The 20,445-nt window shown below is 39.8% G+C and carries 17 protein-coding genes; 7 read left to right on the top strand and 10 right to left on the bottom strand.

The annotated features are described in order from the left end of the window. Positions 1 to 26: 26 nt before the first annotated feature. Positions 27 to 809: a phytanoyl-CoA dioxygenase family protein gene (locus QSE00_RS01670; RefSeq protein ID WP_286104649.1), complete on the bottom strand. Its 783-nt coding sequence runs from the start codon at positions 807 to 809 to the stop codon at positions 27 to 29. A gap of 136 nt (positions 810 to 945) precedes the next feature. Between QSE00_RS01670 and QSE00_RS01665 the strand changes: the two genes are divergently transcribed. After that, positions 946 to 1,797 (top strand): AraC family transcriptional regulator, encoded by an 852-nt coding sequence (locus QSE00_RS01665; RefSeq protein ID WP_286104648.1) that lies wholly within the window; start codon positions 946 to 948, stop codon positions 1,795 to 1,797. Positions 1,798 to 1,873: 76 nt separating this feature from the next. On the opposite strand, the gene QSE00_RS01660 is transcribed toward QSE00_RS01665, so the two are convergent. The 7 genes from QSE00_RS01660 to QSE00_RS01630 form a co-directional block, all read right to left on the bottom strand. Beyond that, on the bottom strand, positions 1,874 to 3,022 hold the full coding sequence (locus tag QSE00_RS01660; protein WP_286104647.1) for a sialidase family protein: 1,149 nt from the start codon (positions 3,020 to 3,022) through the stop codon (positions 1,874 to 1,876). A gap of 44 nt (positions 3,023 to 3,066) precedes the next feature. After that, positions 3,067 to 3,837 carry a creatininase family protein gene (locus tag QSE00_RS01655; protein ID WP_286104646.1) on the bottom strand — a complete coding sequence of 257 codons (771 nt, stop codon included), beginning with the start codon at positions 3,835 to 3,837 and terminating at the stop codon, positions 3,067 to 3,069. 65 nt (positions 3,838 to 3,902) lie between these two features. Further along, complete coding sequence (locus QSE00_RS01650) at positions 3,903 to 4,808, bottom strand: dihydrodipicolinate synthase family protein (protein WP_286104645.1); 906 nt, start codon at positions 4,806 to 4,808, stop codon at positions 3,903 to 3,905. A gap of 588 nt (positions 4,809 to 5,396) precedes the next feature. Beyond that, positions 5,397 to 7,838, bottom strand: coding sequence for a TonB-dependent receptor domain-containing protein (locus QSE00_RS01645; protein ID WP_286104644.1), 2,442 nt, complete (start codon positions 7,836 to 7,838; stop codon positions 5,397 to 5,399). Between the two features lie 240 nt (positions 7,839 to 8,078). Next, the gene (locus QSE00_RS01640; RefSeq protein ID WP_286104642.1) at positions 8,079 to 8,582 is read right to left on the bottom strand and encodes a YybH family protein; all 504 of its coding nucleotides are present in this window, start codon (positions 8,580 to 8,582) and stop codon (positions 8,079 to 8,081) included. Between the two features lie 124 nt (positions 8,583 to 8,706). Continuing rightward, entirely contained in the window at positions 8,707 to 9,762 is a 1,056-nt protein-coding gene (locus tag QSE00_RS01635) for a class I SAM-dependent methyltransferase (protein WP_286104641.1), read from the bottom strand. A 349-nt stretch (positions 9,763 to 10,111) separates the two neighbouring features. Then, positions 10,112 to 12,136 carry a helix-turn-helix domain-containing protein gene (locus QSE00_RS01630; RefSeq protein WP_286104640.1) on the bottom strand — a complete coding sequence of 675 codons (2,025 nt, stop codon included), beginning with the start codon at positions 12,134 to 12,136 and terminating at the stop codon, positions 10,112 to 10,114. A 388-nt stretch (positions 12,137 to 12,524) separates the two neighbouring features. Here QSE00_RS01630 and QSE00_RS01625 point away from each other — a divergent pair, with 388 nt between their 5' ends. The 4 genes from QSE00_RS01625 to QSE00_RS01610 all read left to right on the top strand — a co-directional run bounded on the left by QSE00_RS01625 (position 12,525) and on the right by QSE00_RS01610 (position 16,985). Beyond that, positions 12,525 to 13,031, top strand: a complete 507-nt coding sequence (locus tag QSE00_RS01625) for an RNA polymerase sigma factor (RefSeq protein WP_286104639.1) — start codon at positions 12,525 to 12,527, stop codon at positions 13,029 to 13,031. After that, on the top strand, positions 13,028 to 13,609 hold the full coding sequence (locus QSE00_RS01620; protein WP_286104638.1) for a hypothetical protein: 582 nt from the start codon (positions 13,028 to 13,030) through the stop codon (positions 13,607 to 13,609). Before QSE00_RS01625 ends, QSE00_RS01620 begins: the two co-directional genes overlap by 4 nt. Positions 13,610 to 13,629: 20 nt before the next feature. After that, positions 13,630 to 14,952 (top strand): serine hydrolase domain-containing protein, encoded by a 1,323-nt coding sequence (locus tag QSE00_RS01615; RefSeq protein ID WP_286104636.1) that lies wholly within the window; start codon positions 13,630 to 13,632, stop codon positions 14,950 to 14,952. Positions 14,953 to 15,134: 182 nt separating this feature from the next. Next, on the top strand, positions 15,135 to 16,985 hold the full coding sequence (locus QSE00_RS01610; protein WP_286104635.1) for a sulfatase-like hydrolase/transferase: 1,851 nt from the start codon (positions 15,135 to 15,137) through the stop codon (positions 16,983 to 16,985). 116 nt (positions 16,986 to 17,101) lie between these two features. Here the strand turns inward: QSE00_RS01610 and QSE00_RS01605 are convergent, their stop codons facing one another. After that, the gene (locus QSE00_RS01605) at positions 17,102 to 17,680 is read right to left on the bottom strand and encodes a peroxiredoxin-like family protein (RefSeq protein ID WP_286104634.1); all 579 of its coding nucleotides are present in this window, start codon (positions 17,678 to 17,680) and stop codon (positions 17,102 to 17,104) included. 83 nt (positions 17,681 to 17,763) lie between these two features. Beyond that, a complete protein-coding gene (locus QSE00_RS01600) occupies positions 17,764 to 18,711 on the bottom strand; it encodes a L,D-transpeptidase (protein ID WP_286104633.1) in 948 nt (315 codons plus the stop codon). 163 nt (positions 18,712 to 18,874) lie between these two features. Between QSE00_RS01600 and QSE00_RS01595 the strand changes: the two genes are divergently transcribed. Both QSE00_RS01595 and QSE00_RS01590 read left to right on the top strand, forming a co-directional pair. Further along, positions 18,875 to 19,657 (top strand): MlaE family ABC transporter permease, encoded by a 783-nt coding sequence (locus QSE00_RS01595; protein ID WP_110354339.1) that lies wholly within the window; start codon positions 18,875 to 18,877, stop codon positions 19,655 to 19,657. Between the two features lies 1 nt (position 19,658). Further along, positions 19,659 to 20,441 carry an ABC transporter ATP-binding protein gene (locus tag QSE00_RS01590; RefSeq protein WP_110354778.1) on the top strand — a complete coding sequence of 261 codons (783 nt, stop codon included), beginning with the start codon at positions 19,659 to 19,661 and terminating at the stop codon, positions 20,439 to 20,441. The last annotated feature ends 4 nt before the right edge of the window (positions 20,442 to 20,445 follow it).

Below are 20,445 nucleotides of genomic sequence, written 5' to 3'. Positions count from 1 at the left end.
GTCAACGCGCTAAGAATAATTGGGGTCTATATCTTTTTGTCCTCGGCCAGTTCTTTGGCCAAATGTTGGGCATAGGTTTCATGGGCAGCTTTGTCCTCTTTCGCTTTCTCGGCGTAGTAAATAAACCCTAGGGCCTTTCTAGTACGTTCACTTGGATTGCCATCTGCTCTATGAATCGTCAACGAATGGTGAACCAGTAAATCACCAGGCTGTGTTGGGAAAAATACTTCATTGGCAATGTCATTGGGACACCCAAAATCCATTATACCCTGGGAAAACCCCAAAGTACCGGTTCTGCCATGACTACGGATCCCGTACATATGGGAAGATTTTACATACCTAATGCAACCGTTTTCTTCATCCACCGGTTCCAATGGCATCCACATGGTGACGGCTTCATTAGGCGTCAGCATAAAATAGTAACCATCTTGGTGGGGAGGAGTGGGCTTCCCTATTCTGGAGGGCTTGTTGAAATATTGCATGTTTTTACCCACCACATTGTCATCCAACAAAACGGATGCCAATTTCTCGAATCGACTGCCAAACACCATATCAAAGAAGAAGGGGTCGTAATCAAATAGTTTCTGCAACTGTTTTAGCGTATCTTTGTGGTCGATATCCTCATAGTATACTTCTGTGGCTGGCATAGCGCTGACCTTTGTTCTGATAAATTCCTGGATTTTTTTATTGACCAATTCAATTTCATCCAGCTTAAGAAATTTGGGGAACAAAATATAGCCGTCCCTTAAAAAGTCTTGCCTTAGCTGAAAGCAAAAAGTCTTATCGTTTAAAATTTCCGTGGGTTTCATTTTACGGGGATTAAAGTTGTTTTTACAAAGTTGGGTAGATTGGAACCGTTGTGCTACATCAATATGATGCAATATTGCCACTATATTAACTTAGTGTATATAAAAAATGGTATATTAATGTTATTTTTGAGGCAATATGAAACCCCTTTATCAAAAAATAGAAATAGAGAAAGAGCGGCTATTTGTTGTAAAAAACAATAAGGTTCCCCGTTTTGATGGCCTTTTCCATTTTCACCCCGAATTTGAACTTACCTATATCCATCAGGGCTGTGGACAGAGCCTTGTTGGAGACCGGATGGTACCTTTCAAAAGTGGAGATCTGTTTTTTTTGGGCCCCAATCTGCCCCATTCATGGGAAAGCGCACATCATTTTAACCAGCCCTCCCAATCCTTGGTGATCCAATTGAACCGAAACTTGTGGAAGGGGGATTGGTTGCAGGGAGAAGAACTTGCTGTCATGAACCAGCTTTTTAAAAAATCATTGCGAGGTATAAAATTTACGGGTGATGGCAATTCCCTCATCGCCGAGAAGATGTTTCTAATATCCAGGGGTTTGAATCCAATGAAAAGTGTTGTGGAAATCCTTTCCATTTTTGAGATACTGGGTAGAAGCTCCTCTAATGAATATATAACAAGCCCGGCCTATTTACCCAATTATAGGGAGAATGATTATGTAAAAATTAATACCATATATAATTTTGTACATTCCAATTTTAATAGGGAAATTTCTTTGACCCAGATAGCTGGTCTTGTTAATATGACCAACCAAGGGTTTTGCAGGTATTTCAAAAAAATGACCAGAAGGACCTTTTTTGTATATTTAAATGAATACCGTACAGGATATGCTTGCAAGCTTTTAGGTAAAGGCCAGTTGAATATTACGGAAGTGGCTTTTAGAAGTGGCTTTCAGAGCATTTCCAACTTCAATAAACAATTTAAGTCAGTAATAGGTTACAGTCCCAGTGAATACGTGAAACATTTGAAGTAACCAAAAAACTAGACTTGAAGAAACTTAAAATCACATAAAATCCTGTACAATATTGAAATAACGTATGATAAAACTATTAGGATTTCACCTTTCCTTTTTTTGAAGGTTTTTTCCATTTGTCCTTTCCTTCAGTCAACCATTTTAATGAAAAGCTTACAAACCCATTTTGAGTGTAATCATCTTTTTCAAAAAACAAACCAATATCGCCATTCTCTAGAATGGTCATAGAGGAGTAGGCGGAACCACCAGTATAAATAGTTTTACTGTGGGTCCAAGTTTTACCCTCATCATAGCTAATGTGAACTGTCATATTTACTCTTTTGTTGGCCGATTTTGCATTGGAAAAAAGAAGACGGTTTTTATTATGGCCATTTTCTATGGAAGTATATCGAATAATACTAGCGTTACAGGCGGGGTCTACCAGTTCAGGTACAGGTGAAGTGACCCATGTTTTCCCATTATCGCTTGAAATATGCACATAACGCATTCCTGCCTTGCTGACCCTTACATTTACCATCCAACGTCCGTCCGCTAACTCAACTATCTTTGATTCATCCCCGGGAACAAGGGTTTTATCTATAAGGTTCCAGGATTTTCCATGATCATTACTTTCAATAAGATGTAACCCATTTTGTACGTTAACCAAGGTGTGCAAAAGCTTTCCAGACTTTGTTTGAATACCTCGACCTGAGGTAATGAACTTGTGGTCATTATGCCACTCGGGCTTGGCGATTTGAGAGGTGATATCAATAGGTTGACTCCATGTTTTCCCATTGTCTGAGCTTTTTACCATATGCAAATAAATAGCGTCTTTTTCCTTGTTCAAGTCCATATAATTGTAGAACAATAAAATTTGCTTGGTATCCCTGTCAACAATCATTGAGGGGTCTGATGCCGTTTGACCTAGAGGGAAGTCGACCACGGTCTCAATTGGTGACCAAGTCCTCCCATTATTACTGCTCCTTCTTACTACAATATTGATGTTGGGATTGTATTTAACATCGTTACAGGAAGGTACCCGCTCATCAATTGCCGCTATGATGTCACCATTGGGAGCCGTTATAATAGAAGGTATTCTGTAACAAGCTACTCCTTCCTTCATGGATGAATTAAACAAATCTTGATATACTTTCACACCTTCGGAAATCTCATGTTCTTCCTTTTGTGCTACTGTAAAAAATCCGGAAATCAAGAATAATCCAATGATAATGTTCTTCGTTTTCATATATTTTGGGTATTTATTATGTAATGTTTTTTATTATTATGATATTACTCATAAAAATCCTCCATATCACTATGATAAAGCTCTTCCAAGAATTCACTTATATTTTTAACGGAATGCTGAAAAAATAGCTTTCCTTTACCTGGGTTGGCGTTTCTTGGGTTGCCAACTCCAGTATCTTCAGTTACTTCTGTCCATTTTCGTTGTGCTTTGACCCACCCTTGTTTTAGCCCTTTTAATTTAAATGATTTGGCAGAGCCGGACCCTGCTTCCATTAGTGGTAATACCAATTCTGAGGAAATGTGCATCATTACTGAGGTCTCCAGTTCACCCGCGTGATCCCCGGGCTCTTCAAAATAAATGTTAGCATCCAAACTACGCCACCAATTAAGTGCGCACACGAACACTTTGGGAAAATTTAAGCTCAACTCCCTAATCATTTGTTTAAAATCGTTTCCCCCATGTCCATTTATGATAACCAGCTTGTGAATTTCATGAAAATCCAGTACTTGCACAATGTCTTTAAGAATTGCAAACTGGGTACTCGGATTGATGTTCATGCACAACTTAATATCCATTTGCCCGGTATTTACCCCATAAGGAACTGTGGGAAGCACAGCCAGCCTGACTCCATTTTCCCAAGCCAGTTTGGCGCTTTCAATTGCGACACTTTCGGATAAAATGTTGTCAGTGGCATAAGGCAAATGGAAGTTGTGGGCTTCTGTAGCCCCCCATGGAAGTACTGCTAAGGAATACCCGGTCTTTTTAATGGATTTCCAATTATTTTCCGCTATAATATATGGTCTAGGACCTCCCATTTGTAAAATTTTAATGTTCTTTTAGGAATCGATTTTCTTGATGCTAAATCCGAATTAAGATACTATCATTTTAGTTTACTCAAGTATGGTGTGATACCAAGGATTTGTAATTCTTTATTAATTTCTTCAATTTGATGGTCTGTAAGTGTAATATGCGGAAATCTACTAGGTCCACAATCTATACCGAGTACTTTCATGAAAGATTTAGCGGTCCCGTTGAACCCTCCCTTGGCATTTAATAGATCTACAAACCTCATGGATTTCTGTTGTAAGGTTGCTGCAAGATTATGATTACCATTCTTAAAGGCATTTAATATGGATAGATATAATGGAGCTAAATGATTGTAGGTACTGCCTACCCATCCATCGGCACCAAAAGGTAGGCTGGCAAGAAAAATCTCATCAAACCCAAATAGGATATTTGCGCTGCCATTATTAAAGTCTTTGGCATATTGATAGTCCACTATATTGTTATTGGTGAACTTGATTCCTCCAAGATTAGGTATTTGGGGGGTGGCCAATTTAAGGAAATCTACCATTGAAAATGTGGCTCCGGATAATTCAGGCAGGTGATAATAGTAAAAGGGAATTTTTGGGGCGCAACCCGCTATCTCTTTACAATATTCAACCAATTTTTCTAAGCTTGACAACCTAAAATAAAATGGTGCAATGGCTGCAATACCGTCTACCTTACTGGCTGAGTGCACTGCTAGTTCCTTGGCTACGTCTATATTTGTATGCCCCACATGATTTATTACAAAAAGGTTTTGGGATTTCACTTCTCCCCATGCGTTTGTCAATGTCTTTCTTTCTTCTGTAGTGAGGGATGCAAAGTCTCCAGTTGACCCATTGATAAAAGCACCCTTAACTCCATTCTGTATTAGGAATTTCCCATATTGGGGAATAATGTCTAGGTTTAGCGATTTATCCTCGTGCATTGGGGCGTAAGTAGCCGCAATTAATCCATTCATATATTATTATTATGTATTACATAATGCTAATATATATAAAATCATTTTATATGGCAACTTATTTTTTATTATTTCTTTTTACAGACTCATTTAAGATGCACAGTCCAGGGCCTTTAAATTAGGGCATTTTGGATTATGAGTGAGATTCAATTCTACCAAGTTAAGACTCCAGATATGGTCCTATAAGACGCATATATTATTATGCTTAAGAATGAATGTGTAAAGGGGTTGAATAAAAGGGTGGTTATTGAAGATTTATTTAACGCTGTTCACCATTGTGTAGTTATGACATCGTCTTATTATCAACCTTTCTCAATTAAACATATAATTACTTGCTTTCTAATAAAGAAAACTTTTTGAAATAAAAGGTATTAAACCTCAGGGCAAGCCTGCCGACAAAGGCAGGCCCTGAACCCAATAATAGGAATCGACCCTAGGGTAGAGGTATTGAACCTAGATCCCGCCGAAAATGGCGGGTTTAGTTCAACTTGCAATTTTAAGTGCGTCTTACGGACTTCTCAATATTGAGTTTCACTAATAAAAACCGTTAAACCAATAGCGTTTTTTTACCCCAAACATTTAGTCATCTTACATCCTATTGCGTTCCTCTTGGGATCCCGTTTCCCGTTTTCTAGTTTCCTTTACTTTTTTATTCCCGAAGGGAAAAGAATAGGTTAGCTGAAATACCCTTTCGGACCAATCGTTATTACCATAGGTCTTTATGCCCAATTCGGGCTGGTCGTATTCCCATTCTATGATACCGCTAGTGGCAGTGATATCCTGTATACTGAAGGTAAGGGAACTCTCGTTCCTAAATTTCTTGCTGATCCCAAAGTTAATGTAATGACGCAAGTACTGCTCTTGGTCTCCGGATATGTACGGACTCATATACCTGCCATCTATGTTGGCGGTCCATGAATTCCCCAGTTCAAAAACGTTGGCCAATTGGGCCGTAACGGTAAATAACCCTTTTTCAAAAGGTAGGGGACGGTTGGAGGCATCCTTTACTTTCTTATAGGCACCGTCCAAATTCCAATTCATTTTCCACATCTTACTAATTTTTATGGGGAAGCTCATATTTAGTAGGAACCCGTCCATCCGATCAAAATTAATGGGGATACTTGTCTGCAGGTTCTTTTCCTTATCAACCGTGTTATAGAAAGCGATGGCACCCTTGGTCCTGTTTATTTCCATCGAGATCAAAAAAGAACCCTGGTTGTATGCCAGCCTTACCGCATTGGTAAACGATGGCCTAATCCGCGTGTTTGAAGTGGCGAACAATGACGGGTCTATTAAAACGTAGTAACCCGCCAAACTAAAATAAGACGGACGCTCAATACGGCGGTTAAAGGATAAAGTCAGCGACTTGGTCGAATCAATAGCATAGCTGGTCCTGACGACCGGAAAAATATTATTGTAGGTAACGCTAAAGTCGTTTTCTCCAACGGTATCGTCAAGTTCATAATTATAGTGCTCCAGTCTAAGGCCCAGATTACTTTCCCATTTCCCGTTCCATTGTTTATGAAATGAAGCATAGGCAGCCAAAACCTTTTCCGCAATATCATCGTTCATTGTGAATGCTTCGTCCACTTCCCAAACACCAGATGTTCTGTTCCGGATCTGTGATTCGGTGTTGGAGTTATTAAACGTGCCTTTGAGACCTGTTTCCCATTTGTTGCCCGCTTCGGACTCCCATTCAAAATCGGCCTTTGCCGTTTTGATTTCAAATTGTGATTCACGACCTACTTCTGTTCTTTCAATAGCTTCCGCAGAATCAAGATTGGAAAGTACGGAAGAATTTTGCACATCCAGTGTCACCCTATCCACATCGATATTTAAAGAAGCATTAGCTCCTATTTTTCGAAAATAGTTTAGATTTATAAAGGTGTTGCTGTTAGGATTGTCAACATCAAGGAGGAATTCCGAATCGGTATTGGGCACCGAATTTATTGAACCACTTGACCTACTAGTATAATCATGCCCCAGTTCATTATTTTTGGAATACCCAAAAAGCCCCCCCACAATGTTGTTTTTATCAATTTCAAAATCGGCCCCCAATGTAAAGCCCAATGAATTACTGCTAGGATTTTCAAATTTCAACTTGTTCTCGTAATAGTAGTAATCTCCCTCATAATCATATTCCCTAAAATGATTTATCAATAACTGGGGAGATCTGCTATGAAAGCCAGTGGCATTGCCATAAATGTTCAAACTGTTGTTGCGATAATTAAAGTCGGTACTTCCGTTTAATTTTTCCCTTTGTCCAATACCAGCGGTAAAACTAGCGTTACCGTTAAAACCATAAAGATTATTTTCCTTCATGACAATGTGGATAATACCGGCGGCATTATCAGCATCATATTTGGCCGAGGGCTGATGTATAAGTTCTATACGATCAATGCTTTCTGCACGCATACCCTTTAACTGCTGTATCAAGTTGCTCTTGGGTACGCGTGATACCCTGTCGTTTATCATAATCAGCACCTCCCCCTTATTGTTTAGACTGATGCTGTTCGAATTCTCCTGTACCATTACCCCAGGTGCCTTTTGAAGCACTTGCAGGGCATTGTTACCACTAAAAGTAGGCAGGGACCCAACATTCAATATCAACCTATCGCTCATTTGCTGGAATAAGGCCTTACGCCCAACCACCTGAACGCCTTGCAACTGTTCGCTCATAGGCGATAATTGGATATTTTCCGTAGAATGCTCTTTTAAATCGGTCAGTGCTATAGATCTGTAGTAAGGCTCATATCCCAGGAGGGAAATATTGAGTAAATAATTGCCAACTGCCAATCCTTCCACCGCGAAACGACCCTCTGTATCGGTAGTAACCCCCTTCACCAATACAGAATCCCGTTCTTGCAAAAGAAGTACATGTGCAAAGGGCATAGCTTCCTCATTCTCATCATGAACTTTGCCTGTCAGCGAAGCGTTCTGTGCATTTAAGACCTCTCCTGCTCCCATAAGCAGAAGGACCAACACTAAACCATAATTGTTGAGTTGACGCATTGTGTGTATAATTTTCATTTTTTATACATTAAGTGAAATTTGAATGCTCCGGCGCCTGTCTATCGACAGATGGCTCTACCCTTAGGTATAGACTTTGGGGAAGTGCTATGGATCCTAAAACACTATGATCGTAGGTGGGGAAATGAAAATATATCACTCCCACCTTTATGAATCAATGTTTGTACAGATGGTTTATTAAATGGGTGTAAACCGTAATCCAAGCAAGCTCTTGCCAATATTCATTGTTGTGGAGCACTTTTAACTATCTGTTTTTGCCAAGGGTGAATGATGTTCGTGAACCATTTTCCATCCATTGTTAGTCTTTACGAACAACAATGTTATTTGGTCATTAACCACCACTAGTTCCTCTCCAAATTTCAAGTGAAAATCCGAGTGAAAGGTTAAATTGGCCACATCGCCATAAACGGCAATTTGTAAATCCTTGGCATCGAACTTTACTACCTCGGAAACAGCACCAAAAACACTTCGTTCATGAGCTTCATTGGCAGCACCCCCATTTCTTGGTTCTCCATTTTTGAATTCCGTAAACTTGGGACTATAGGCGTGGAAGGAAATTAATTTATCCATATCCCCATCTTTAATACTTTGTGCAATTGCACCAAAAGTCTCCATCACTTCTTGTTTCGCCTCCGGAAACTCATCATTTATCAAATCGATCCTATCTACTTCTGCTCGTTGTGCATATCCTGAAATTATAATTCCGAAAATCATAATTATTGAAAGTGACATCTTAGTATTCATAATATTATATTTATATGGTTAATAGTTTATTTTTTATGTGTCCGATATTTGCCAGTAAGGATTGTTTTAATCCTTATTGGCATAAAATCAAAATGGTTGTATCTCCTGGCAAGAATAAAAAAATCTAGGCCCTTGCCTCCAAAATCAGATTAAACGGTGTTTCCGTAGCTCTTTTAAACCTAGTAAACCCTCCTGCGGTTGCAACTTCCCGTAAGCGTTTTTCCCCTGCCTGGGCACCTAGGGCAAGACCTACCTCCTGGTTTAAGGAACAGGGTGTACATAGTGTAGTGGAAAATGCATAAAAAGCTCTCCCGACAGGGTTAAGGTTTTCCTCCAAAGTATCATTTGCAAAAGGTTCCACGATCATACAGGTACCGTCCGGTTTTAAGGCTTTTTTTACATGGGCACAGGCGCCAACGGGGTCGCCCATATCATGCAGGCAATCGAAGAAGGCAATAAAGTCGTAATCGCTTCCAGGAAAATCCTTGGCCAGGGCCACTTCAAAAGAAATATTGTCCAAACCAGCGGCGGCGGCACTTTCCCTAGCATGTTCTATAGATTTAGGATGATAGTCATACCCTATAAAAGTGGAGTTGGGATAGGCCTTGGCCATAATAATAGTTGACGCTGCATGGCCACAGCCAATATCCGCTACCTTGGCCCCACTCTTTAATTTGGCCTCAACACCGTCCAAAGATGGAATCCAGTGATTCACCAAATTATTCTCATAGGATGGACTGAAGAATTTTTCGGTACCGCAGAACAAACAGGTACTGTGATCTCCCCAAGCAACGCCTTCACCCGATTTAAACGCTTTTTCCATCTTGGGTGCATCGTTGTAGACCGATGTAATGGCATAAAATGCTCCGGTCATGAAAACAGGACTTTCTTCATCGCCAAAAACAGCGGCCTGTTCAGGGGTCATTGAAAAGCTATTGGTAGTGGCATCATAGCTTACATACCCCGATGCCGCCTGGGCCGATAGCCATTCGCGGACATATCTTTCCGCCGTATTTGTTTCATCGGCCAATTCGGTCGAATTCATCGGCCCCAATGCCGCCAAAGATTTGAAAAGTCCCAATTTATCCCCCAATAAGATTAAGGGTCCATTGGCAGCAGCTCCCATTTCGGTAACTACTTTTCCCAGTAACTCGTTTAATTTTGCTTCATTTAATTCCATAGTTCTAATTTTAAGTGAACAATTACTATTATTTATGAAGGGGAACTATTTTTTACTCCAACACTTAAGTAGGATTCTTATCCAAATTCCCGCCCGATGCTAACGGGGTTTTATTTGGATTAATTGACTCTTAAGATTAGGATAATTTCTGCGGAACGGACTTTCGCTTTTACACTAAAAAGAAGGAATATTTCCACTGATCCCACAATTAATCCTCTACTTAAAAATTGATGTGGTCAAAGATGGATATAAACGTAAAGTGCTGCTTAACAGCTATGTTGCAAACTTGTTAAATTTTTGTACAGGCCTTCAACTTATGGTGCGCAACCTTTAAAAAATGTTGAAAATCCTAGTTGGAGCTATTAATTTCTGAAGAAGTTTTTATAGGTATCCCTATACTTGAAAATCCAACTTTATCATAAAGACTTATGTATCGTGGATCATTTCTAAGCGGGGCAAGAAGTGGCTCCTCCCTTAACCAGGTCATTTCAACCTCATGCCTCTCGTACGACCTTTGTAGCCATTCAAAGGTCTTCTCATAATTTTTTTGAGTACTATAAAAGAGTGCTATAAACCATGCCGGACTACCGGAAGAGCGATTTTCATACTTGCTTTCCAACTCCACCAAATATTTAGAAGCATCTACAGTATCACCATCCATTTGGGCATAGACGGCATTAAGCCACATCAAAATTGGTGGATAGTCCGGAAATTGGGTCAGTAATTTATGAAGTTGTTTTTTTGATTTTTGATATTCCTTTAGATAGTAATTAAGTTTAGCGGACTCCCTTAGGTAAAACCAATTATCACTATGCAAAGAATAGGTATTGTTTAAGAGCTCCAAAGCTTCTTCAGTTTTTCCAAGAAAAAATAAGGCTTCGGCCTTGAAGAAGAAAAGAAAGCCACTTGATGAATCGGTCAAAATAACTTCATTCATTGCATTGAGGGCATTTTGATACCTTCCTGTTTTTATGGCATAATCTGCATTGATAGAGGGTGTATTGTCTATGAAGGAATCCTTCAAAATTCTTTGATAATACTTCTCTACCTCTTCAAAACGCCAATCGTAAAAAAAGTACCCACTGTATAATTCTTCTTCTACTTCCTTATTGGTCGGATCTAATTTCAGTGCCTTCTCCAGTAATTTTTTTGCATTTCTCCAAGCTTCTTGTTCATCATATATGCCCCAGACCAATCCTCCGAAGCTCCATACCGTAGCCTGGCCTCTATAGGCATCTATAAAATTCGGGTCTATAGCGATAGCCTTTTCATATAAGGCAATAGCATTGGAGTACGATAGTTCATTGGCCTTATTCTTTTGAAACTCGGCTTGAAGGTAATAGGAATAGGCCTGTTTACTTTTTGTGGGCACTTTTTGAATATTATCAAGCTCATTGTCGGCAATAACAGCATTCATGTTGGCGGCAATACCTTCTACCACTTCGGTCTGCATTTTAAAAATTTCATCACTTCTCCATTCCCTTACGTATTCTTCCGACCATAAGTGGTCGTTGGTTCTACTGTCTATCATTTGCAGGTTTATTTTGATTTGTTCTCCTGAAATCTGAAGATTGCCCTGCAAGAGGTTGGTCACCCCCAATTCGGTCGCAATTTCTTGGGTAGACCTATTCGTTTCCTTGTATTTTATAGTAGATGTAAAGGGAATAACTTTATCAATGGAATTAATTTTGGTAAGTCTAGAGATAACGGCATCTGTCATTCCATCACTAATATATTCCAGATTTGGATCTCCCGTCCAATTTTTAAAGGGCAGTACGGCAATAGATTTTTCCTCAATTAGGTTTTCCATTCCTTTGGTTTCAACATTTTTCTTTGAAGTAGTACTATAAAGAAAAAAGGCCGTTGATACTACTGCAATTAGCAAAACAGACAAGATCAATGATTTATTATAGTTTCCCTTTTGTCTTTTTGATAGGGCAACGTGGGATGGCATTCCTTGGTTTATTTCTAAAATGGATGGTTCACTCCCCTCAACAAGTTCATTGGCATCTCTGGATTTTACCTCCCCTGGGGTATACCCGTAAAACTTATGGAAAGAAGTGCTAAAGTATGTGGCACTGCTGAACCCCACCCGATAAGCAACTTCTGAGGCCGTAATATTCCCTTCCCTTAACAGTTCCAAAGCCCTCTTTAATCTGTATTCCCTGATGAACTGGCTTGTAGAGACCCCAACCATTTTGTGCAGTTTGCGATGTAGACTGGAACGGCTCATTCCCACCGCTTGGGCAAGACTATCCACGCCGAATTGATCGTTATTTAAATGCGCCTCAATTTCTTTGGTAAGTTTCTCAACCAAAGTACCTCCCATTGATTTTTCTTGGAATTCTTTGTCCAAATTATTGTCCGAACTCATTTATATATTCAATTTCTTTAGGGGAAGTAGTACAAGTTAAGCAATTTTAAAAAAATTTGAGGAGCAACTTTAAGGCAACTAACCCAAAGTTCTGCATTAACCCCCTTTGAAGCCCCTTAAAAAATTATAAATTCTTACAAGTAATGGACCTCTTACACCGGTCTTATGACCACTACTATCCAAATACCGAACACCTTTAATTCATGAAGGATATACTTAGGTAACCAATTTATATTGCCACCGGTAAAAATGGAGTTTGGGCAAGCTGGCAATAATAGTTGTCATGGACGATCTGACTTCAAATTGGAATATGTCTGAAACATTTAATGGATAAGTTGTCATATTTTTAAGACTCCTGTAACTAAAGTAGTAGAGACAAGATATAAGAATGGGCAAAGAACTTGAAAACACTTTTCTGGAGGCATTGGAACAAAATCAACAAAAGTTACTTAGAATTTGTTCCGTTTACGCCAAGGATGCCGAAGATACCAAAGACCTTCTTCAAGAGGTACTGATCCATATTTGGCAATCAATGCCCAATTTTAAGTCCAACTCCTTACTATCTACCTGGATGTTTCGCATCACCTTGAATGTTTGTCTTCGTTTTCGTTCCAAGAAAAGCAAGAAACAAAAACGTTTCCTTCATATGAATAGCATTGCCATGGCAAACCTTCCATCCGAGAGGGAATATAATGAACAGCCAACGCAACTGGTACAACTAAGAAATTGTATTAAAGTACTAAACGAAGCCGACAAGGCCGTGATTACACTCTACCTTGAAGAGCTCCCCTACAAGGAAATTTCAGGGATACTTGGTCTCACGGAAAATTCAGTAGCAGTTAAGGTAAAAAGAATTAAAAAGAAATTGTTGAACTGTATAAACCAAGTGTCATGATGGAAGATGAATTGATAAAGATTTGGCAGACCTCCCCAAATCAGGAGAAGATAAAATTTGAGAAATCAAGATTGATGCTGGATGTACAGTCGAGCTTAGACCACTTTCATAAATCAATAAAATATAGGGATATAATGGAAACAATCCCCGCAATTTTTATAATTCCATTCTTGGTCCGTATTGCTTACACTATTCCCTTTACGCTTTCAAAAATTGGCGTAATTTGGATTATACTTAGCATTATTTATATCATTATTAGGTTGCAAATTACAAAAAGACATAAACCAAGTGCCTTTACCGAAACATACCATGACTATTTATATAAAACAAAGGCGTATCTCAACATACAAAAAAAGCTATTGGACACCGTTTTGTTCTGGTATTTTTCACCTATTGCAATTGGGGTAGTACTATTCTTTGTAGGATCAATTACAGACATGCAAGAGTTGTTTTTAAAGCTTACCCTCCTAATCGGGCTAGGGATAATTGTTTATTATTTGAACAAAAGAGTGGTTAAAAAACAAATAACCCCTAGATTGAAAAAAATTGACGAACTTATTCAAGTAATGGAAGAGTAACGACTACTAAATTAAAGAAGATGAAAAATTTACTACTATTGATCACCATTGTACTAAGCACAAACTTGTCCGCCCAGGATTTCGACAGGCAAAAAATGGACAGTCTTTTCACCCTTATCGAATCCAATAAAAAAGGCATGGGGAGTATTTCCATTTTTGAAGAAGGAAGGGAAGCCTACCAGCATTCGTTCGGCTATGCCAGCAAAGAAGGGAATATAAAGGCCACAGATAAAACCAAATACCGTATCGGCTCCATTTCCAAAACGTTTACCGCCTCCATTATCATGAAATTGATCGAGGAAGGCAAATTAAGTTTGACCACCAAGCTTTCGGAATACTATCCGGAAATCGAGAATTCCAAAGAAATAACTATAGCACAATTGTTAAAACATCGGAGCGGTATATTCAATTTTACCAATGCCGAAGATTTTACATCCTGGATGGAACAGCCTATATCAAAAGCAGATTTGGTTAAAAAAATAGCAGCAAATGGGAGTGTATTTGAGCCCAATGCCAAATTTGAATATTCCAACTCCAATTATGTGCTGCTTTCCTTCATTGCGGAAAAAGTAGAAAATAAGGCCTTGGCACAGCTGATAAAAGAGATGGTGTGTATGCCCTGCGCCTTGGAAAACACCTATTATGGCTCTAAAATTTCAACAAAAAATAATGAAGCGAAGTCCTATATTAAATCCAGCGAATGGCAATTGGCCCCTGAATCCGATATGTCCATTCCCCAAGGTGCCGGTGCCGTTGTTTCCACCCCTCAGGAACTAAACAAATTCTTAAACTGCCTTTTCAACAATAAAATTGTTTCGGAGAAAACGGTGCAAGCAATGATGGAAATCGAAGATGGCTATGGCCTAGGGATGTTTCAAGTCCCATTCTATGATAAAAAGGCTTATGGACACAACGGAGCAATAGACGGTTTTCAAGCCAATGCCTACTATTTTCCAGTAGAAAACGTGTCTGTGGCATTTACGGCCAATGGCCTGGCCATGCCCATAAATGATATCATGATCGGGGTATTGAGCATCTATTTTGGAAAAGAATACAGTCTGCCTGAGTTTAAGGAAACAAAGGCCTTGGACCTAAAGTCGGAAGATTTGGATAAATATCTCGGTGTGTATTCGAGTCCAGGTTTTCCTTTAAAAATAACCATAACCAAAAAAGATAATATACTTATAGGTCAGGCTACCAATCAACCTTCATTTCCCTTAGAAGCCTATGAAACTGACAAGTTTAAGTTTGAGCAGGCCGGATTAGTATTGGAATTTAGCCCATTAGACCATAAAATGATATTGAAACAGGGAGGTGGGAAATATGAACTAAGCAAAGAGTAGTTTCTGCCAGTTTTAAGACGCTACAAACAACAGCTAAAAAGAACCAATTTGTGGAAAAATCGATTATAGATCAAAATTATTTTCTGAGCAGGTATAAATGATGTTTATCGATGGCCCTGGAAAGTCTATAATATTCGTTAATTTAAGGTCCTGATACAAAGGCAATTAATCCAGACCCAAAAATGACAAAATATCCAAGTCCCAGAATTGTGGCATTAATTTTAATGATGGTTTGTTTAAGTCTAGTACAAGCTCAGGAAAGACCTAATATTCTGTGGATTACCAGCGAGGACAACAGTGCTTTTCTGGGTTGTTATGGTGACGAATTTGCCAATACCCCCAATCTTGACAAATTGGCAAGTGAAGGTTTTTTGTACACACATGCCTATGCCAATGCTCCGGTTTGTGCTCCTGCCCGTAACACCATTATTTCGGGCATCTATGCCAATTCTGGCGGGCACTCCAATATGAGAAGTAATTATCCTAGGGGTAAGCATGTGAAATTCCATGTGGAAGCCATGCGGGAATTGGGATATTATTGCACCAATTCGGTTAAAACCGACTACAACACCAATGTTGATAAGGAAGTATGGGATGAATGCAGTTCGGATGCCCACTATAAGAATGCGCCAGAAGGAAAGCCTTGGTTTGCCATATTTAATACCACCATTACCCATGAAAGTAAAATTCACGAGCAGTTACCTCTAAGTGAGTTGGGTCATGACCCCAAAAAAGTCCCTATTGCCCCTTACCATCCGCGTACCCCGGATATGGAACGCGACTGGGCACAATACTATGACCGTGTTCAACAAATGGATGCTTTTGTAGGCGAACGATTAAAAGAATTGGAAGACTCTGGAATGGCCGATAATACCATTGTTGTTTATTACGGTGACCATGGCGGCGTATTGGCAAGAAGCAAAAGATATGTGTACGAGACTGGTACAAGGGTACCTTTTATTGTGCGCATCCCTGAAAAATATAAAAATTTCTGGCCTGCCAAGGAGCCTAATTCAAGAATAGACCGTTTGATCAGCTTTGTTGATCTGTATCCTACCTTACTAAGTTTGGTGGGAGCGCAAATTCCGGAACAGTTACAAGGAGAAGCCTTCTTAGGAGAAAACATAAGCCCCGATCCAAAATATGCATATATGTTCCGTGACCGTATGGACGAGTGGTACGATATCAGCAGGGCGGTTAGAAGTAAAAAATACCGCTACATCCACAATTACATGCCACACAGAATGTATGCTTTGCCAATAGAGTATTTGTTCAGGGCCAAGTCCTTGCAATCATGGCAAACAGCCTATGAGAATGGTGAATGCAACGAAATTCAGAGTGCCTTTTGGAATTCGAAGCCAGTGGAAGAATTATATGACACAGAAAACGATCCATGGGAAATAAACAACCTTGCCAACAGCCCAAAATACGCCGATATTTTAGAGGAAATGCGTACAGCCAACCGCAAGTGGATAATAAAAATTAAAGATACCGGGTTTATGCCCGAGGATGAACGCACCATAGAAGCAAAAGATCAGGCTATTTTCGATTTCTTTCAAAGTGGTGGGGTACCCATAAAAGAAATTATTGAAGCGGCTGAGCTGGCCTCCTTGGGCAAGGTTGAAAATAAACAAAAGATGGTAGAATTCCTTAAATCCAAAGAATCTGCAATCCGCTACTGGGGCGCAACGGGTTTGCTCCTCCTTGGGGAAAAAGGAAAATCTGAAATTACCGCTTTAAAAAAAGCCGTTGATGACCCTTCGGTGAGTGTAGCAGTGGTAGCTGCAGAATCGCTGTACAAACTTGGGGAGAAACAAGAAGCTTACAAGGCTTTTATAAGGGCTTTGAAAACCGACCGTGAATTTGCCCAAACCCAAGCGATGAATTCAATTTATTTGATAGATGACAACAGCCAATTGCTAAAGAATGAGGTATTGGGAACACTACAGAGAATGAAGACCGCGGATCGTAACAAATACAATTACCGGGCTGCCATGAACTTGGTGAACAAATGGGAATTGGTCCTTAATTAAAGGAAGCCAAAATAGAATACCCAGCTCATTAAGTTTAGTGAAAGTTACAACTCATATTCTTCAGATAATGGTCCCTTCTTCCCTCTAACCCAAAGGATCATCGATTCCTTGGCAAACTATTTTTCCCTTTTTGCCATCCTTTCAAGTACATGGATAATTTCCAAGGGCCCCATTCGTTGAGTATAATTTGCCTCAACATGCGCTGCTTCAATGATTTGGTTAGTATTGATTATGAAAGTAGCCGGAACCGGTAAGGTTTTTAAACCCTCACCATTCAATACCGTTAAATCCCGACGCTGGTGGTAATCCTCTCCCGGATCAAATTGAAGGTTGTACGCTTTTATCACATCCTGATCAGCGTCACTAAGTACTTCGAATTCAAGTTCGTTTTTTTGTATGGCCGTCAATGCATCATCTGGCCTTTGGGGACTAATGGCCAATAAGGTGGCCCCAAGCGACTTAATCCGAGGTAAATAATTCTGTATTTCCCTAAGATCCAGATTGCAAATAGGACACCACTCCCCTCGATAGAACTTTATAATTACAATTCCTGATTTTAACGCTTCATATAGTGATACTTTTTTACCAAAAGCATTGGGCAAGTTAAAATCGGGCGCCCTATCTCCCACAGAAAGTCCTTTTACTTCAGCGGCATTGGCAATGACCAACTTTTGGAAATCTTGTAATTCACCCATAACATATTGTTTGAAGTGCAAACTAATAAAAAGTATGATCAGCCTACAACTATAAATAATAATTTACCAATAATTTGGGAAGACTACTTATAAATATTCTCTAGTTCCCTTTTTTCACCCTTATCATCCAAAATAGTTAGATCGTATCGTATTTGGATAGGGGTATTTAAGGGGGCGTGGTAATAAATAATCCATGCATCGGATTCGGCTACACCTATACAACCGTTGGAATATGCCCTTCCCAGGGTTTCTGGATTGGTGGTGGGATGTATCATTTGCCCATTGCGAATACCATTTATTTCTGTTTCAATCCATGGGATAATAGGCATTATGGTAGTTTTTTTATCATCTCTTTTAGTTACATAAAATCGCTTGCCGGTCACCGGATTATAAAAATGAGGGTTCCGCTCCAACCTCACTATTTTCCCTTTTCCGGTTTTGGTCCTTAAATCGGTTATTCGGTCTCCCATGGCCAAATATCTTTTTCTGTGCTGTCCTACCCGTACTGGGAAGGTATATAACAGCAGGGAATCTTGATAAATGCGAAGCTTAAACTCTGGAATGTTTACGTCTATCCAGGTATGTGCCATATCCCGTATATGCTTCTGCCCCTCAACAGTATCTGGAATCAACAAAGAATCATTGGCCTTTAGAACAATCATTTTACTTTGGTCATAAACAAAGGAATCCAATGACATCTGCCGGTAATAATCCGTATTTGCCAAGGTGTCCATTATCCACGGATTGGCACGGACCAAAACATGCTCGGACAAAGCATAGGGCACTAAGGAGTCGTACCTATTCGCCAAAGAATCCATAAACTTAAAATAATGGCCCACTGTAATATCCTTGGTAACATAAGCCAGAAGAGGTTTGGCTTTCTCTGGAATATTATTCTGCGCCTCTACCCTTTTTGCTGGGGTGTTGGACTTTTCAATGGAAGTATTCTTTGGTGAAATAGGTCGATTGACATTACATGAAACTATCAAAAGAGCTAATACATATAGAAAGATAATATTGGCTTTAATCATATGGGTAAAGTTTGATTCGGATTAAATCAAAGCTAATACGCCTCATGGGATTATAAAATGATAATGGTCACACCCTTTCCCCCGGTATATGACATTCCTCATTTTAAGCCCCTGGCTTTCATGCTATCTTTGATGAAATAGACCCTTACAAAGGGATTTGGGTATGGGCAACACATCTACATTATTTAAAGGGCTAAAAGAATTTTTCATAGAGATTGGGGATCTCTCCAATTTTGCCACCCGGTTTTTTAAGGAAGTACTAAAACCTCCTTTCGAGTTTAAGGAATTAATGCGGCAATGCTATCAAATGGGAAATAGATCCCTGGTCCTGGTAACGATTACAGGCTTTATCATTGGTCTGGTACTTACCTTACAATCCAGACCCACTTTGATTCAATTCGGAGCCGTTTCATGGATGCCCAACATGGTAGGGATCTCCATAGTAAGGGAGATAGGGCCCGTTATTACCGCCCTGATCTGCGCTGGCCGAATAGCCTCAGGGATAGGGGCAGAATTAGGTTCTATGCGGGTAACCGAGCAAATTGATGCCATGGAAGTATCGGGAACCAACCCATTTAAATATTTGGTAATAACGCGGATAATGGCCACAACTCTAATGATACCCATTTTAGTCATATACGGGGATTTGGTAGCCCTATATGGATCGGCACTAGTAGAGAATTTAAAGGGTGATGTTTCCTTTCAACTCTATTTTAATACGGTTTTCGATGCTTTGTCCTTTAGTGACCTGGTACCGGCCACCATAAAATCGTTCTTTTTTGGATTTGCAATAGGATTGGTTGGATGTTTTAAAGGCTATTATTCCAAGAAGGGAACGGCAGGCGTTGGGGTAGCAGCCAATACGGCTGTAGTAATGGCATCCCTACTTTTGTTTGTGATCGATTTTATTGCGGTATTTATTTCCGATATTTTTTATGAACTTTAATATGACGGACCCAAACCAAATAATAACTTCAAACGAAACCCTCCCTCGGGGAAAAGCGGTTATTGAGATCAAAGACCTATATAAGAGTTTTGGGAACAATCACGTCCTGAACGGATTTAACATGACCCTTATGGAAGGGGAAAACCTAGTGGTCATGGGTAAATCGGGCTCCGGTAAATCGGTCATGATCAAATGCCTCGTAGGGCTGGTAAAACCCGATAGAGGAACGGTCAAGGTTTTGGGCAAGGAAATAAATGCTTTGGACCAGAAAACCTTGGACGAATTGCGTTCGGATATCGGATTTCTTTTTCAGGGGAGTGCCCTTTACGATTCCATGACGGTCCGTGAAAATTTGGAATTTCCCATGCGTAGGCACAAAGAAAAATTGGGAGCGGTTACGGATACCGAACCCCTGGTGCGGGAAGCCCTGGAAAATGTTGGATTGGCTCATACCATGGATTTAATGCCCGTAGAGTTATCGGGAGGTATGAAAAGAAGGGTAGCCCTGGCACGTACCCTGATACTTAAACCAAAAGTTATCCTCTATGATGAGCCTACCAGTGGTTTGGATCCCATTACCTCCAAGGAGATTATAGAACTTATGCGTTCCATTCAAAAGAAATACGGTACTTCTTCCCTGATCATTACCCATGATGTGGACTGTGCCCGCGTAATTTCTGAGCGGATGATACTTCTGGTAGATGGTATAAATTATGCGGAAGGTACCTATTCACAATTATCGCAATCTACCGATCCAAAAGTGGATGCGTTTTTTAAAAAATAAGCAT

The organism is Arenibacter flavimaris (assembly GCF_030291335.1).
Classification (GTDB): domain Bacteria; phylum Bacteroidota; class Bacteroidia; order Flavobacteriales; family Flavobacteriaceae; genus Arenibacter.
The sequence above is the reverse complement of the archived record's forward strand: the minus strand, read 5'-3'. Positions and strand labels throughout refer to the sequence as shown.